General features: G+C 67.0%; 13 protein-coding genes. 5 read left to right on the top strand and 8 right to left on the bottom strand.

Annotation, left to right across the window (positions count from 1 at the left end; translation table 11 throughout):
• Positions 1-7: 7 nt before the first annotated feature.
• The 6 genes from KUV62_RS19730 to KUV62_RS19705 all read right to left on the bottom strand — a co-directional run bounded on the left by KUV62_RS19730 (position 8) and on the right by KUV62_RS19705 (position 7,612).
• Entirely contained in the window at positions 8-988 is a 981-nt protein-coding gene (locus tag KUV62_RS19730) for an ABC transporter permease (protein ID WP_222605453.1), read from the bottom strand.
• Complete coding sequence (locus KUV62_RS19725) at positions 978-2,480, bottom strand: sugar ABC transporter ATP-binding protein (RefSeq protein WP_222605452.1); 1,503 nt, start codon at positions 2,478-2,480, stop codon at positions 978-980. The genes KUV62_RS19730 and KUV62_RS19725 overlap by 11 nt, the downstream gene beginning before the upstream one ends.
• An 80-nt stretch (positions 2,481-2,560) precedes the next feature.
• Positions 2,561-3,475, bottom strand: coding sequence for an ABC transporter substrate-binding protein (locus KUV62_RS19720; protein ID WP_222605451.1), 915 nt, complete (start codon positions 3,473-3,475; stop codon positions 2,561-2,563).
• Between the two features lie 100 nt (positions 3,476-3,575).
• Positions 3,576-4,460: an AraC family transcriptional regulator gene (locus KUV62_RS19715; RefSeq protein WP_222605450.1), complete on the bottom strand. Its 885-nt coding sequence runs from the start codon at positions 4,458-4,460 to the stop codon at positions 3,576-3,578.
• Positions 4,461-5,090: 630 nt separating this feature from the next.
• The gene (locus tag KUV62_RS19710) at positions 5,091-6,128 is read right to left on the bottom strand and encodes an NAD(P)-dependent alcohol dehydrogenase (RefSeq protein WP_222605502.1); all 1,038 of its coding nucleotides are present in this window, start codon (positions 6,126-6,128) and stop codon (positions 5,091-5,093) included.
• 467 nt (positions 6,129-6,595) lie between these two features.
• Positions 6,596-7,612 (bottom strand): LacI family DNA-binding transcriptional regulator, encoded by a 1,017-nt coding sequence (locus KUV62_RS19705; RefSeq protein WP_222605449.1) that lies wholly within the window; start codon positions 7,610-7,612, stop codon positions 6,596-6,598.
• Between the two features lie 122 nt (positions 7,613-7,734).
• On the opposite strand from KUV62_RS19705, the gene KUV62_RS19700 reads away from it, so the two are divergent.
• Genes KUV62_RS19700 through KUV62_RS19680 form a run of 5 tightly spaced genes read left to right on the top strand, consistent with a single transcriptional unit; the run spans position 7,735 to position 13,408 of the window.
• A complete protein-coding gene (locus KUV62_RS19700) occupies positions 7,735-8,793 on the top strand; it encodes a sugar phosphate isomerase/epimerase family protein (RefSeq protein WP_222605448.1) in 1,059 nt (352 codons plus the stop codon).
• A gap of 4 nt (positions 8,794-8,797) precedes the next feature.
• Positions 8,798-9,922, top strand: a complete 1,125-nt coding sequence (locus KUV62_RS19695; protein WP_222605447.1) for a Gfo/Idh/MocA family protein — start codon at positions 8,798-8,800, stop codon at positions 9,920-9,922.
• On the top strand, positions 9,915-11,420 hold the full coding sequence (locus tag KUV62_RS19690) for a sugar ABC transporter ATP-binding protein (RefSeq protein ID WP_222605446.1): 1,506 nt from the start codon (positions 9,915-9,917) through the stop codon (positions 11,418-11,420). Before KUV62_RS19695 ends, KUV62_RS19690 begins: the two co-directional genes overlap by 8 nt.
• Complete coding sequence (locus tag KUV62_RS19685; protein WP_222605445.1) at positions 11,417-12,424, top strand: ABC transporter permease; 1,008 nt, start codon at positions 11,417-11,419, stop codon at positions 12,422-12,424. The genes KUV62_RS19690 and KUV62_RS19685 overlap by 4 nt, the downstream gene beginning before the upstream one ends.
• Before the next feature lie 48 nt (positions 12,425-12,472).
• A complete protein-coding gene (locus KUV62_RS19680; RefSeq protein ID WP_222605444.1) occupies positions 12,473-13,408 on the top strand; it encodes an ABC transporter substrate-binding protein in 936 nt (311 codons plus the stop codon).
• A gap of 117 nt (positions 13,409-13,525) precedes the next feature.
• On the opposite strand, the gene KUV62_RS19675 is transcribed toward KUV62_RS19680, so the two are convergent.
• Positions 13,526-14,272 carry a helix-turn-helix transcriptional regulator gene (locus KUV62_RS19675; RefSeq protein ID WP_222605443.1) on the bottom strand — a complete coding sequence of 249 codons (747 nt, stop codon included), beginning with the start codon at positions 14,270-14,272 and terminating at the stop codon, positions 13,526-13,528.
• 208 nt (positions 14,273-14,480) lie between these two features.
• Positions 14,481-15,173, bottom strand: coding sequence for a GntR family transcriptional regulator (locus KUV62_RS19670; protein ID WP_222605442.1), 693 nt, complete (start codon positions 15,171-15,173; stop codon positions 14,481-14,483).
• Positions 15,174-15,229 lie beyond the last annotated feature (56 nt).

Raw genomic sequence — 15,229 nt, 5'->3', positions numbered from 1 at the left:
CGGCCCGTCACCATTCGCGGCCGATGTAGATGGCGAGCAGGATGATCAGGCCCTTGATGACGTCCTGAAGGTACGGGTTGATCCCCATGAGGTTCAGACCGTTGTTGAGGATGCCCAGGAGCACCGCGCCGATCAGCGTGCCGAGGATCAGCCCGCGCCCTCCGGCGATGGCGGTGCCGCCCAGCACGACCGCCGCGATGGCGTCGAGCTCGAAGCCGACCCCGGCATTGGGCTGGCCGGACATCAGGCGTCCGGTGAGGATCAGCGCGGCGAAGGCCGAGGTCAGGCCCGAGATCGCGTAGACCGTGAGCTTGACCATCTGGGTCTTCACGCCGGAGAGCTTGGCCGCCAGCTCGTTTCCGCCGATGGCGTAGACGTGACGCCCGAAGGGGGTGCGCTGAAGCAGAACCCAGGCGAGGGCGTAGATGATGACCATCGCGATGACGGGCACCGGCACGATGCCGATGCGGCCGATGCCGAACCACGAGATCCACGACGGGATGCCCGAGATCGGGTAGCCGCCCGAGTAGAGCAGCCCGAGGCCGCGGGCGATGCCCATGGTCGCCAGCGTCACGATGATGGCGGGCATCCGGCCCCAGGCCACCATGACCCCGTTGAAGATGCCGAGCCCGACACCGACCCCGAGCCCCGCCAGCAGGCCGACCCACCCGGACAGCCCCATGTTGACCATGAGCCCCGCCGCGATGGTGCCCGACAGCGCCATGACCGCGCCGACCGACAGGTCGATGCCGCCGGTAAGGATCACGAAGGTCATGCCCACGGCGAGGATCGCCACGATGGACACCTGCCGCAGCACGTTCATGATATTGCCCACCGAGAAGAAGTTCTCGGACGCGAAGCCCATCAGGATCGACACCACGATCAGGCCGATCAGCGGCAGCGCCAGCGGCGAGTGCAGCACCCAGCGCAGGCTGACCCCGCCACCCTGCTTGCCGTCCTCTGCGGTGTTTGTTGCGTTATGCGACATGACGAACCCTCCCGGTCGTGGCGTGTGTCATGATCTCCTCGGCATTGATCGCGTCGCCCTCGACGGTGGCGACGATGCCGCCCTGCCGAAACACGCAGACCCGGTCGGACATGCCGATGACTTCGGGCAGCTCCGAGGAAATCATGATGATGGCGTAGCCCTGCGCGGTGAACGCGCGCATCAGCTGGTAGATCTCGGCCTTGGCGCCGACGTCGATGCCCCGCGTGGGCTCGTCGAAGATCAGCACCTTCATCTGGTGGTTCAGCCAGCGGGCGATGACCACCTTCTGCTGGTTGCCTCCCGACAGCGTGTCGACCCGCGCCATCGGCCCCTGCGCCTTGACCCGGACCTGCCCCATGGCGGTCTCGGTGTCCTGGCGTTCTTTCTTGAGGTCGATGAGCCAGTGGCCCTTGCGGTACTTGCCGTAATTGTTGAGCGAGATGTTCTGCAGGATCGAGAAGCTGGTGATCAGCCCCTGTTCCTTGCGGCTTTCGGGCAGCAGGCCGATGCCGTGGGCCAGCGCCTCTGCAGGCTCCTTGAAGCGGGTCTCCTCGCCGTCGACCATGACCTTGCACCTGGCCGCCGGGTAGGCGCCGAGCATGGCCAGCGCCGTCTCGGTGCGGCCGGAGCCCACGAGCCCGGCAAAGCCGAGGATCTCGCCCTCGCGCAGCACGAAATCGGAGATCGGCCCGCCCTTGCGCAGCTGCACCTCCTCGCATTCGAGCATGACCCTGGCTCCGGGGCGAGGGCCGGGCTTCTCGGGGAAGCTGTTCTCGATCCGGCGTCCGACCATCATCTCGACCAGCCGGTCATTGTCAGTCTCGGATACCAGGCAATCGCCGACATATTCCCCGTCGCGCAGCACGGTGATGCGGTCGCAGATCTCGAAGATCTCCTCGAGGTGGTGCGAGATGAAGATGATGGCCACGCCCTGCTTGCGCAGCTCGCGCATGACCTTGAAGAGATGCTCGACCTCCGATGGGGTGAGCGTGGCGGTGGGTTCGTCCAGCACGAGGATGCGCGCGTTGAGCGACAGCGCCTTGGCGATCTCGACGAACTGCTGCTCGGCCACCGAGAGCTTGGCAATCGGCACGTCGAGCGGCACGTTGACCTCGAGCCGGGCGAGGATCTCCCTGGCGCGCTTGCGCATGGCCTTGCGGTCCAGCAGGCCGAACGGGCCGCGGATCTCGCGGGCGAGGAACATGTTCTCGACCGCCGTCAGGTAGGGGATGAGGCTGAATTCCTGGAACACGATGCCGATTCCGGCCTCGATGGCCTCGTCGTAATCGGCGAATTGGCGGGTCTCACCCTCGATGGTGATGGTGCCCTCGCTGGGCTGCAGGATGCCGGTGAGGATCTTCATCAGGGTCGACTTGCCGGCCCCGTTCTCGCCCAGCAGCGCGTGGACCTCGCCGGCGCGCACGTCGAGGTCGACCCCGTGCAGCACCTGGATGGTGCCGAAGCGTTTCTTGATGCCGGTCAGTTGCAACATGGGAACGGTCCTTGGTCCTGAGGGGAAGCCCCGGGGGCTTGGTCCGGCCAACCCCGCGCGGGGATGGCCGGGAAAGCGGCTTACCAGCTGAAGTCGGCGGCGTTCTCGGCGTCGATCACGCTCACGTCGATCGGCACCTCGGAGGGCACCACGCGCGCGCCCCACTTCTGCGCCAGCGCCATGGCGAGGCCGACGCGCACCTGATCCCGCGGGAACTGGGCCGTGGTCTCGATGAACGGACCGCCTTCCGCGATCGCGGCCACCGCTTCGGGGGCACCGTCGACCGAGGTCAGCTTGATGTCGCGGCCGGAGCCCTGGATCGCGGCCAGCGCGCCCATCGCGCCACCGTCGTTGACCGAGAAGATCCCGGCGAGATTCTGGTGCGACTGGATCATGTTCTCGACCACGCCGAGTGCCACCGAGCGGTCCTGACGACCGTTCTGGGTGTCGACGAGGGTGACGCCGTCGAACTCGTCCAGCGCCGCCTTGCAGCCCTCGACCCGCTCGAGGATCGGCACCACCGGGATGCCGTCGAGGATCGCCACCTCGCCCTCGCCACCGATGGCCTCGGCCAGGTACTTGCAGGACTGGTAGCCGGCGTCGCGGTTCTTCGAGCCGACGAAGGTGTCAACCGGGCCGTTCGCGTTGGCATCCACGGCGACGACGATGACGTCCTGCGCCTTGGCCATGTGCACGGCGCTCTCGATGCCGGCGCTGTCAGTCGGGTTGAGCAGCAGAATGTCGATGCCCTGGGTCAGCATGTCCTCGACATCCGAGATCTGCTTGGCCACGTCATGGCCCGCATCGGTCACCACGACCTCGGCGCCGAGATCCTCGGCGGCGGCCATCAGGGCCTCCTGCATCGAGACGAAATAGGGGTTGTTCATCTCCTGGAAGGTCATGCCGATCTTCAGCCCGTCCTCCTGGGCAGTGGCTGGCACGGCCAGGGCGAGGGAAAGTGCGACCGCGGATGCGGCTCCGAGCAGATGTTTCATCAAAGGGTTCCTCCCGTTTTAATGTGACAGGCAAGGCCTGCCCGTTTCCAGACGGCAGCACGCCGTCCGAATTCCTGAAATTCTGATTGTCCGCCGGGGATCAGTCCGCTTCGGAGAACACTCCGTTGGCGGCGAATGTCGCGCGGAACTGCGAGGGCGACATGCCCTTCAGCCGCACGAAATGTCGGTTGAAGTTCGAGAGGTTGGAGAAGCCGACATCAAAGCAGATCTCGGCCACCTTGGCCTCCGGTTGGGTCAGGAGCATCTGGCAGGCCAGATCCACCCGAAGCTGGTTCTTGTAGCGCACGAGGGTCGAGCCAGTATGCCGCTTGAACGCGCGCGAAAAGGCACTCGGGCTTTGATTGACCATCTCGGCCAGGTCCTTTTCGTCGATGTTCTCGGTCAGGTTCTCGCGCAGATGCGCGATCGCCTTGTTCACGCCGACATCCTTGAGCGCGTCGAGGTCCAGCTCGTAGCTGAGGCTGGCCAGGACCTCGGGCTCGGGCGCAGTGGCGAGCTGGTCGAGAATGTCCCAGAACAGCGCCAGGCGGCGCAGGCCGCGGGCCTCGAAGAGCTCGGTCATCAGCGGCTTGACCGCCTCGGCGGTGGCGGCGCTGAACAGCAGCCCGCGGTGGCTGCGCTCGAGCAGCGGGCGGATCGCGTCCATCTCGGGCATCGCGGCGGCGGCATCCTCGATGAACGCTTCCGGAAACTGGAGCACGAAGGACCGCGCCGGTACGATCTCGTCAGGCGCGATGTCCGAAATCCAGTTCTGCGGCAGGTTCGGCCCGGTCATGATGAGCTGGCCGGGGCCAAACTCGCCGATGTGGTCGCCGATGTAGAAGGTGCCGTGGGTGTCCACCACGAGATGGATCTCGTACTCGGGATGATAGTGCCAGCGCACCGTGCGGAACGGGTAGCCGTGCATCCAGGCAGCGAAGCTTTCGCCCTTGCGGATATGGACCAGTTCCAGGTCGGGTTGCATGACAGTCTCTCCTCCGTGCGGTGCCCCCTCCCGTCTCCACCCGGAAGTGCCGCTTTTCCTGACGCTACCCTGCGCCGAAGTGGCGCTCTACCTCAGATCGGGTTTTTGACCGATACTTTTTTGACGCGCTGCGCGCCGCGAGTGCAAAAAAGATCCGCGGGAACACGCTGCAGCGCGGAGATGACGGCGCCGCAACGCAGCATCATCGGCCATGTATACGTGGCTTCATTGGCGCAAGCGCACGGAAGCGCTCAGAATTCCGGCGGTTTGAGAGCGGTATATCCGCGCATCCAGGCATCATACTTTTTCGCATATGAAGCGGCCAGATCGGTATCGGGGAGGAGCGCCTCCGCCCACTTCAGGTTGTGCAAACACGGCTTGCCCGTTGTCGACCCTTGCTGCCGCCACGGCGAGTCGCGCGGGCCCGAACGCCGTCGCGCCGGGGCGCGCGCAAAGCGCGTCCGGCACCGCCCAGGTGGCGGCAATCCGGTCTGTTAGGTCCTGTTCTGAGCAGCATGACTGCGGGTGCGAGGCGGTACGCGGCTCAAGCGCCATGGCGGCGGCAAAGCCGTCGTCCACCGGCATCGCCTCGATGCCGGTGGTGCCGGGATCGATCCCGGGAGACGCGGCTTACTCGGGCATCACGATCTGAAGCTTCACGTCCGTGTCCCGCGCCTCGACCGCGCGGTCAAACCCCGCAATGCTGTCGGCAAAGGGGATGCTGGCCGAGATCAACGGCTTGAGATCCACCTTGCCCGACGCCATGAGGGCAATGGCGCGGTCATAGACATTGGCATAGCGAAACACGGTCTCGACCCGCAACTCCTTGGCCTGCAAGCCGACGATGTCGACGGGAACCGGATCAACCGGCATGCCGACCAGCACGATCGTGCCGCCGGGCCTCGCCAGTTGGTGCATCCCCAGAACCGCAGGCGCGGCCCCGGAGCATTCGAAGACCACGTCCGCGCCCCATCCGCCGGTGCTCGCTGCCACGGCTTCGGCGACGGGCGTCTCACGGATATTGACCACCTCGACCCCGTCGTATCCGGCGATGATGTCGAGCTTCTGCTGGGCCAGATCCGCGACGATCACCTTGGCGCAGCCCCCGGCGAGCGCCGCAAGCGCCACCATCATGCCGATCGGCCCCGCCCCCGTGACCACGGCGATATCGCCCGGCTGGATGCGGGCGCGCAGCGCGGCCTGCATGCCGATGGCGAAGGGCTCGACCATGGCGCCCTCGGCAAAGCTCACATTGTCCGGCAACTTGTAGGTAAAGGCGGCGGGATGAATGACCTCCGGCGTGAGGCAGCCATGCACCGGCGGCGTCGCCCAGAAGCGCACCGCCGGATCGACGTTGTAAATGCCCAGCTTGCTGGCCCGGCTCTCGGGGTCGGGAATGCCCGGTTCCATGCAGACCCGGTCGCCGGGATTGAGATCGGTCACCTTGGCGCCGCACTCGATCACGACCCCCGACGCCTCGTGGCCGAGAACCATCGGTTCGTTCACGACGAAATGGCCGATCTTCCCGTGCGTGTAATAATGCACGTCAGAGCCGCAGATGCCGACCGTGTGCGTCTTGATGCGCACGTCACGCGGCCCCAGCTCACCGGGAATGTCGAACTCGCGCAGGGCAAGCTTGCCCTTCTCTTCCAGAACCAGCGCCTTCATCTCTTGCTCCTCCATCGGATGACCGTTCCTCTGCAGACCTCCCTTGGCCCGGCCTCTGTGCTGTGCGCGCCGAAAGGCGAAGTAAATCAAAACCTGTAACTCGGCCTGCATTTGGCGCTACGGCGGAAAAATAGTATCGGCCTCCTGTCGGGAACCGCCCGAACGCCAGGATATGCTGACGCTCACGCCGAACTCCGCGAAGCGCAGCGCAGCCGATTCGGACGCCCTCCAGGGCACGGCGATCGACGGCCGTCTCGTAAGCTGGGGGCTCGGAAGGTCCGTCAGCATAGGCCTGACGCCCTGCCCGATCGGGCTTCGCGACCAGTGCGAAACGTGCTGACACGTCTGCTTTGCGGCGCCAGTGCGATTACAACGCAGCAGCACCGCCTGCCGCGACGCGCGCGTGCGGTGGCTGCGCAGCCTCCTCCCGGCCCGCCTCGCGCCCGAGGACAGGCCGCCCCCGGCGATCAGGCCGGCGGCAAGGGCGCCGTGCTCTGCCGGATCACCAGCTCGACCGGCAGGATCAGCTCTTCCTGAAGCTTCGGCGCGGCGCGGTGCTTCAGCAGCATCTCGGCGGCGCTGCGTCCCAGATGTGCCCGCTTCTGGCGGATCGTGGTCAGCGGCACGTTGGCATAGGCGGCGATCTCGATATTGTCGAAGCCAACGATCGAGATGTCGTCGGGCACCCGCAGCCCGCGCGCCTGCAGGCCGGCCATCAGGCCGATCGCCATCTCGTCATTGTCGCAGAACACCGCGGTCGGCCGCTCCAGCTCGGCCATCAGCGCCGCCGCCGCCGCGTGGCCCGAGGCCAGGGTGAAGGCCCCCTCCATGCGCGCCACCGGCGCAAGCCCCAGGGGTTCGAGCGCCTGCGCCACGCCCGCGGCGCGCGATTGCGACAGGGTGTTCTCCATTGGGCCGGTCACATGCATGATCCTGCGGTGCCCGAGCCCGAGCAGATGCTCGACCGCGAGCCGCGCTCCGGCCTCGTTGTCGGCCAGCACCCGCGGCCCGGCCAGCCCGTCGATCCACTCGCAGGCCTGCACCACCGGCGGGCAGGAGGGCTGGCTGAACAGCTCCGGGTCGAGGCTGCCGTCGAGCACGATCAGCCCGTCGGCGCGCGAGCGCGTCAGGTAGGAGCGAATTCCCCCGGTGGCGGAGCCGGTATCAGCGCGACGGGTGTCGAGCACCAGCAGGCTCAGCCCCTCCTCGCGCAGCGCGTCAGCGATGCCTGCAAGGATCGCCGAGAAGAACGGGTTGGCGAGGTTCGGCACCAGGGCCAGCACCCCGCCGACCTGCTGCTGGCGCAGGTTCCGCGCCATGACGTTGACCGTGTAACCGGTTTCCGCGACGGCCTTTTCGACCGCCAGGCGGGTGCGCTCGGCAACGATCGACGGGTTCGACAACACGCGGCTGACGGTCGCCACCGACACCCCGGCCAGCTTGGCGACGTCGTGGATGCGCGGGGCCTGATCGGGATCTTTCAACGCATCTCTCCTCTCATTCAGATGCGACAATACGACTTTGAAACGGTATTGAAAACCTTTTCAGAGTGTGTCAGCAATGCATGTAACCGATTACATCGACAATCGGCGACCTGGGAGGGCACATGCGGACATTGAAAGGCCCCGGCCTGTTTCTTGCGCAATTCGTTGGCAGCGATGCGCCGTTCGACAATTTCGACAACATCACCAAGTGGGCCGCCGGCTGCGGCTACCTCGGGGTGCAGGTGCCGACCGGCGAGGCCGGGCTGATGGATCTCGATCTCGCCGCCACCTCGCGCGACTACTGCCAGGAGCTCGCCGGCACGGCGACCGCCAACGGCGTCACGATCAGCGAGCTCTCGGCCCATATCCAGGGCCAGCTCGTCGCGGTCCATCCCGCCTATGACGAAGCCTTCGACGGCTTCGCCCCGGCGGCGCTGCACGGCAATCCCAAGGCGCGGCAGGAATGGGCGGTCGAGCAGGTGCTCAAGACCATCGACGCCTCGGCCAATCTCGGCATCGACCGCATGGCGGCGTTCTCGGGCGCGCTGGCCTGGCCCTATCTCTACCCGTGGCCGCAGCGCCCCGCGGGGCTGGTGGAAGCGGCCTTCGACGAGCTCGCGAGGCGCTGGCGCCCGATCCTCGATCACGCCGCCGAGAAGGGTGTGAAGATCTGCTACGAGATCCACCCCGGCGAAGACCTGCATGACGGCGCCAGCTTCGAGATGTTCCTCGACCGGGTCGACCAGCACCCGGCGGCGATGATGCTCTACGATCCGAGCCACTACATCCTGCAGCAGCTCGACTACATCGCGCATCTCGACATCTACGCCGAGCGCATCGGCATGTTCCACGTCAAGGATGCGGAGTTCCGCCCCACCGGGCGGCAGGGCGTCTATGGCGGCTTCCAGTCCTGGGTTGACCGGGCGGGCCGTTTCCGCAGCCCCGGCGACGGGCAGGTCGATTTCAAGGCGATCTTCGCCAAGCTCGCGGCGATGGATTTCGACGGCTGGGCGGTGGTCGAGTGGGAATGCGCCCTCAAGCACCCCGAGGACGGCGCCCGCGAAGGCGCGCAGTTCGTCAAGGATCACATCATCCGCGTCACCGAGCACGCGTTTGACGATTTCGCGGCGGCGGGCACCGATCACGCCGCCAACCTGCGGATGCTCGGGCTGGAGGGCTGACAGAATGACCCACACCCCCATCAGGCTTGGCATGGTCGGCGGCGGCAAGGGCGCGATGATCGGCAACGTTCACCGCATTGCGGCGCGGCTCGACAACCGCTTCGCACTGATCGCCGGCGCGCTGTCGACCACGCCCGAACGCAATGCCGAGAGCGCCGCCGAGATCGGCATCGCGCCGGAGCGGACCTATGACGACTTCGCCGTCATGGCGCGCGAGGAAGCCGCCCGCCCCGACGGCATCGAGGCGGTGTCGATCTGCACGCCCAACCACGTGCACTTCCCTGCCGCCAAGGCGTTTCTCGAGGCCGGCATCCACGTGATCTGCGACAAGCCGATGACCTCGACCCTCGAAGACGCCCGCGCGCTGGCGCGGATCGCCGAAGAGGCCCGCGCGCTCTTCGTGCTGACGCACAACTACTCGGCCTATCCGCAGCTGCGGCTGGCGCGCGAGATGGTGGCGCGCGGCGATCTCGGGCCGATCCGGCTGGTGCAGGTGGAATACGCGCAGGACTGGCTGGCCAAGCCCAGCGACAGCAAGCAGGCGGCGTGGCGCGGCGATCCGAAGAAGGCCGGTGCCGGCGGTTCGATCGGCGATATCGGCACCCACGCCTTCCAGCTCGCCCGCTTCGTCAGCGGCATGGCGCCGGAGCGGCTGGCGGCGGACCTGACCAGCTTCGTCCCCGGCCGCGCGGTCGACGACAACGCCCAGATCATGATGCGCTATGCCTCCGGCGCCAAGGGCGCGCTCTGGTGCAGCCAGGTGGCACCGGGCACAGAGAACGGCCTCAAGCTGCGGATCTACGGCGAAGAGGCCGGGCTCGAATGGGCCCACGAGACACCCGAAACGCTGTGGTTCACCAAGCTCGGAGAGCCTGCGCAGAAGCTGCGCCGCGGTGCCGAGACCATGGCAGGAAGCCGTGTTCCGCCGGGCCATCCCGAGGGCTATCTCGAGGGCTTCGCCAATATCTACGCCGAGGCCGCCGACGCGATCCGCGCGCATCAGGCGGGCGCGCCGCAGCAGACCCTGCTGCCCGGCATCCGCGACGGTGTCGAGGGGCTCGAGTTCATCGACGCCTGCATCCGCTCGGCGGCAGCCGACAGCGCCTGGGTGGAGCTGCGCCATGGCTGACCCGATCCTTGCACTGCGCGGCGTCGACAAGTCCTTCGGGCCGGTCCAGGTCCTGCACGGGGTGGATTTCGAGCTTCGGCCCGGCGAGATCCACGCCCTGATCGGCGAGAACGGCGCCGGCAAGTCGACCACGATGAAGATCATCGCGGGCTATTACGACGCCACCGCCGGCGAGACGCTGTGGCAGGGCAAACCGATCCGCTTCCAGAGCTCCGACGATGCCGAGGCGCTGGGGATCGTGATGATCCACCAGGAGTTCAACCTCGCAGAGCATCTCGGCGTCGATCAGAACGTCTTTCTCGGGCGCGAGCTGAAGCGCGGCTGGCGCCTCGATCACAAGGCCATGCGCGCCCGCACCAGCGAGCTGCTCGACCGGCTCGAATGCAATATCGACCCGTCGGCGCAGGTGTCGCGGATCTCTGTGCCGTCGAAGCAGATGGTCGAGATCGCCAAAGCGCTCTCGCGCGACCTGCGGGTGCTGGTCATGGACGAGCCCACCGCCGTCCTGACCGAGCGGGACTGCGAGATCCTGTTCCGCCAGATCGAGCGCCTGCGCGACGAGGGCGTGGCGATCCTCTACACCTCGCACAAGCTCTCCGAGGTCAAGCGCGTCTGCGACCGGGTCACGGTGCTCCGCGACGGCGCCATGGTGCGCTCTGAAATGGTCGCCGATATCACCGAGGACGAGATGGCCGCCGCCATGGTGGGCCGCGAGCTCTCGGATCTCTATCCGGCCAAGGCGGTGCCGCAGGACGAGGTCATGCTCGAGGTCGAGGGGCTCTCGGTGCCGGGCATCATCGAGAATGCCAGCCTCACCCTGCGCCGCGGCGAGGTGCTGGGCATCGGCGGGCTGGTGGGCTCTGGCCGCACCGAGCTGGCCGAGGCCATCGCCGGGCTACGCCCGCGCACCGGGCAGGTGCGCCTGATGGGCGAGCCGCTGCCTGCGGGCGAGGTCCGCACCGCGATGGAGCGCGGGCTGGTCTATCTCACCGAGGACCGCAAGAACGCCGGGCTGCTGCTCGACAAGGGCGCGCGCGAGAACCTGACGCTGGCGCTGCTCGACCGCTTCGGCAAGCTGCTGATCGACCGCAAGGCCGAGGAGGCCGCGCTCGACCGCGCCATCGAGGAGTTTGCCATCCGCATTCCCGAGCGCGGCATGCCGGTGGGCAACCTCTCGGGCGGCAACCAGCAGAAGCTTCTGCTGGCCAAGACGCTGCTCAGCAAACCGCAGGTGATCCTGATCGACGAGCCGACCCGCGGCATCGACATCGGCACCAAGCAGCAGATCTACGGCCTGATCTCGCGGCTCGCCGCCGAGGGCCACGCCATCATCATGATCTCCTCCGAGATGCCCGAGCTGATCGGCATCGTCTCGCGGGCACTGGTCATGCATGACGGGCGCGTGGTCGGCGAGTTGCAGGGAGACGACGTGAACGAGGGGGCCATCGTCCGGCTGGCGATGGGCCTCGGGGAGACCAGTACAGAGGCGGTAGCATGACCATGGCCACGGCATCGAAATCCACTTCGCAGGGCGCGGGCCGCAAGATCGACCTCCAGGTGATCGGCCCCGTCGTTGCGCTCATCGCGCTGATCCTGATCGGCATGGCGCTCAACTCCAACTTCCTGAGCTACGCCAACATCACCAACGTGCTGGCGCGCTCGGCCTTCATCGGCATCATCGCGGTCGGCATGACCTTCGTGATCACCGCCGGCGGGCTCGATCTGTCGGTCGGCTCTATGGCGGCCTTCGTGGCGGGGCTGATGATCCTGACCATGAACACCCTGACCGAGAACATGGGCGTCAGCCTTCCGGTGATCCTGCTGGGCATCGCTCTGGCGCTCGGTGCCGGGCTGATCGCCGGGATCATCAACGGCGTGCTGATCACACGGGTCGGCATCGAGGCCTTCATCGTGACGCTCGGGACAATGGGCATCTACCGCTCGCTGATCACCTGGCTGGCCGATGGCGGCACGCTGAGCCTCGGCTTCGAGATGCGCGAGCTCTACCGCCCGGTCTATTACGGCGGCATCGCCGGCATCAGCTGGCCGATCATCGCCTTCGCCGTGGTGGCGATCATCGGCGAGATCGTCATGCGCCACACCGCCTTCGGCCGCCATTGCGCCGCCATCGGCTCCAACGAGCGCGTCGCGCGCTATTCCTCGATCGCGGTACTGAAGGTCCGGCTCGCCACCTATGCGCTGCTCGGGCTGCTGGTGGGCTTCGCGGTGGTGATGTACGTGCCGCGCCTCGGCTCGGCCTCGGCCTCCACCGGCCTGCTCTGGGAGCTCGAGGCGATCGCCGCGGTGATCATCGGCGGCACCCTGCTCAAGGGTGGCTTCGGCCGGGTCTGGGGCACCGTGGTCGGCGTCCTGATCCTCAGCCTGATCGGCAACATCCTCAACCTCACCGATTTCGTGAGCCCCTACCTGAACGGAGCGATCCAGGGGGCTGTCATCATCCTCGCGGTGGTCATGCAGCGCAAGAGCGCCAGCGACCGCTGAGAGACCGCCTGACTGCAACGTCGTCTTTTCCATGGGAGGTACCACCAGATGACGAAGACCTTTTTCGCAACCACCGCGCTGATTGGCGCACTGGCCTGCACCGCGCAGGCCGAGACCATCGGGATCTCGATCCCGGCGGCGACCCACGGCTGGGCCGGCGCGCTCAACTACCACGCCGAGCGCACCGTCGAACGCCTGCAGGAGGTCTATCCCGAGCACAGCTTCGTGCTGACCACGACGCCGGATTCCGCCACCCAGGTCTCGGATCTCGAGGACATGGTGGCCACCCGCGGCATCGATGCGCTGGTCGTGCTGCCCTTTGAATCCGAGCCGCTGACCGGCCCGATCCAGCGCATCGCCGAGAGCGGCACCTGGGTCACCGTGGTCGACCGCGGCCTGGCCGTGGACGGCATCGAGACGCTCTACGTCGCCGGTGACAACGACAGCTTCGGCCGCACCGCCGGCCAGTATTTCGCCGATGCGCTCGACGATGGCGGCAAGGTCGTGGTGATGCGCGGTATCCCCTCCACCGTCGACAACGAGCGCGTCGAGGGCTTCGAGGCGGCGATCGAGGGCTCCGGCGTCGAGGTGCTGGCGATGGATCATGGCAACTGGAACCGCGACACCGCCTTCACCCTGATGCAGGACTGGCTGTCGCGCTTCCCTGAGATCGACGCGGTCTGGGCGGCGGATGACGACATGGCCGTGGGCGCGCTGGCCGCCATCGAGCAGGCCGGTCGCACCGACGAGATGATCGTGGTCGGCGGCGCCGGCATGAAGGAGATGGTCGACCGCATCCGCAACGGCGACAAGACGGTGCCGGTCAACGTGACCTACCCGCCCTCGATGATCTCCACCGCCATCGAGATGACCGCCGTGGGCATCACCGGCGCGGCCCCGATGAGCGGCGAGTTCATCATCGCCTCCGAGCTGATCACGCCCGAGAACGCTGACGACTTCTACTTCGAAGACAGCCCCTACTGAGGGTGCCGCCGGCACGCCGGCAGATCCGCAAAGGCGCCCCCGCGGGACATCGCGGGGGCGTTCTCATGCCTGCCGGACGGTGGCGCAGGATGAGTGAGGCATGGCCCGAACCCAGCGCTAGAGACAAAGCCCGCCCCGCACCAGCAGCAGCGACAGCGCCTGTTCGGGCCGCTGCGTGCCCAGCCTCTGGCAGGCGGCACTCAACAGCAGATTGACCTCGGAGAGCGGCCTCAGGAGGCGGTCGGCGATCTGCTCGCGATCGAGCCCCTGCCCGAGATAGCACAGCACGTCTCTCTCGGGATTGCTGAGCCGCGACCAGGGGGCATCGAAGGCGCGGTCCTCGAGATACACCACCCCGGGCGCGCGCATCGCCATCGACAGCACCGCAGAGATCGCGCCGAAGGCCCGCGCGGTGCCGCGTCCGAACAGCTCAGAGGGATCCCCGTCACAGGCCAGCGCGAAGGTCTGCTCGCTCGTGTCCTCGACCCAGGTGTGGTTGAGGTAGTGCCGGAAGCCATGTTCGAGCGCCAGCGCATAGAGGTCGCGGGCACGCGGATCCTCTTCCGAACGCAGCGCCGCAGCGACATCGATCGTGCGCGCCACCCTTCCGGCAATCGCGCCTGCCTGGATCGGATCGACCTCGTAGAGTTTCGCCTCGCTGAAGATCTCGAGAAACCCGCTGTTCATCGAGCTTCGCACCCAGGCGACGTTGCGGCTGTCGCGCATCACCGCGCCACAGGTCAGGGCGCGGGCGCCGATCTTGTTGGCCACGAAGGCGGCCGCCTCCCAGGTCTGATCCGGCCCCTCGGCCTCGGCCAGCCGCGAGACCGTGTCCATCAGAAGATCTGCGTATCGTGTCGTCATCCCCCTCTCCGCGCCACCGCGTCCGTCTGCAATTTTATGATCCGGAAAGCGCGGACAGGCCAGCCATGACATCGCTTCATCGCTGTCTTCTGAGGGATCTGGACGCGGCATATCTCGCGTCGCTTGCAGAGAGGTCGCGCGGCGCAACCAGCAGGGCAGCCCCCCTGCCGGACCTGCCTCGCCCGACCCCGTCAGACGGCAGGCGCGGCTAGGTCTCGCCCCGGCCCTCGACCTCTTGCTGCATCTCGAGCGCGCGCCGCGCGGCGCCCCAGCCCGATAGGTGATGCGCCCGCAGCATCTCGCGAAGCAGGGCACCTTCCCGGCGCCGCAGCGTGTCGAGGATGCGGGCATGCTCCTCGACCGCCCGCGCCCACCGCTCGGGATCGCGATTCCCGGCGAAGCGAAAGCGTCTGATCCGGGCAGATTCGCTGGCATAGACCCGCGACAGCGCCTGGTTCTGCGCCGCATCGACGATCTTCTGGTGGATCGTCTGGTTGAGGTGGAAATAGCTCATCAACGCACCGTCGCGCCATGCCTGCGTCATGCGCTCATGCAGATCCGTCAGCGCGTCGAGCTCCGCTTCCGTCGCGTTCCGGGCGGCGCGTTCGGCGGCGATGCTTTCGAGGCCGATCAGCACCTCGATCGAGGCTTCGACATCCTCCGTCGAGAGGACGACCACGGTCGCGCCCGCATTGGGCCGAATCGTGATCAGCCCCTCGCCCTCGAGGATCTTGAAGGCCTCGCGCAGTGGCGTCCGCGAGATATTCAGCCGCTCCACCAGCACACGCTCGTTGATCCGGCTGCCCGGCTCCAGCTCGCCGCTGGTGATCATGTCGCGCACCTGCTGCGTGACAAAGGCAGAGCGCGTGCCCCGCCGCGGCTCGACAGTCTGATCCTTCATGCGGCCTCCCGATTGCATGCAAAAACCTACACCATGCGACGACTTTGTGAAATTTA

Origin of the sequence: Salipiger bermudensis, assembly GCF_019801965.1 — a bacterium.
In the GTDB taxonomy this organism is placed as follows: domain Bacteria; phylum Pseudomonadota; class Alphaproteobacteria; order Rhodobacterales; family Rhodobacteraceae; genus Salipiger; species Salipiger bermudensis_A.
This window is presented reverse-complemented; position numbering and strand designations above follow the sequence as displayed.

Coding starts and splice junctions, on each gene's coding strand:
- KUV62_RS19670 (WP_222605442.1), bottom strand. CDS start 15,173: ATGAAGGATCAGACTGTCGAGCCGCGGCGGGGCACGCGCTCTGCCTTT.
- KUV62_RS19725 (WP_222605452.1), bottom strand. CDS start 2,480: ATGTTGCAACTGACCGGCATCAAGAAACGCTTCGGCACCATCCAGGTG.
- KUV62_RS19715 (WP_222605450.1), bottom strand. CDS start 4,460: ATGCAACCCGACCTGGAACTGGTCCATATCCGCAAGGGCGAAAGCTTC.
- KUV62_RS19700 (WP_222605448.1), top strand. CDS start 7,735: ATGCGGACATTGAAAGGCCCCGGCCTGTTTCTTGCGCAATTCGTTGGC.
- KUV62_RS19680 (WP_222605444.1), top strand. CDS start 12,473: ATGACGAAGACCTTTTTCGCAACCACCGCGCTGATTGGCGCACTGGCC.
- KUV62_RS19695 (WP_222605447.1), top strand. CDS start 8,798: ATGACCCACACCCCCATCAGGCTTGGCATGGTCGGCGGCGGCAAGGGC.
- KUV62_RS19675 (WP_222605443.1), bottom strand. CDS start 14,272: ATGACGACACGATACGCAGATCTTCTGATGGACACGGTCTCGCGGCTG.
- KUV62_RS19685 (WP_222605445.1), top strand. CDS start 11,417: ATGACCATGGCCACGGCATCGAAATCCACTTCGCAGGGCGCGGGCCGC.
- KUV62_RS19720 (WP_222605451.1), bottom strand. CDS start 3,475: ATGAAACATCTGCTCGGAGCCGCATCCGCGGTCGCACTTTCCCTCGCC.
- KUV62_RS19730 (WP_222605453.1), bottom strand. CDS start 988: ATGTCGCATAACGCAACAAACACCGCAGAGGACGGCAAGCAGGGTGGC.
- KUV62_RS19690 (WP_222605446.1), top strand. CDS start 9,915: ATGGCTGACCCGATCCTTGCACTGCGCGGCGTCGACAAGTCCTTCGGG.
- KUV62_RS19710 (WP_222605502.1), bottom strand. CDS start 6,128: ATGAAGGCGCTGGTTCTGGAAGAGAAGGGCAAGCTTGCCCTGCGCGAG.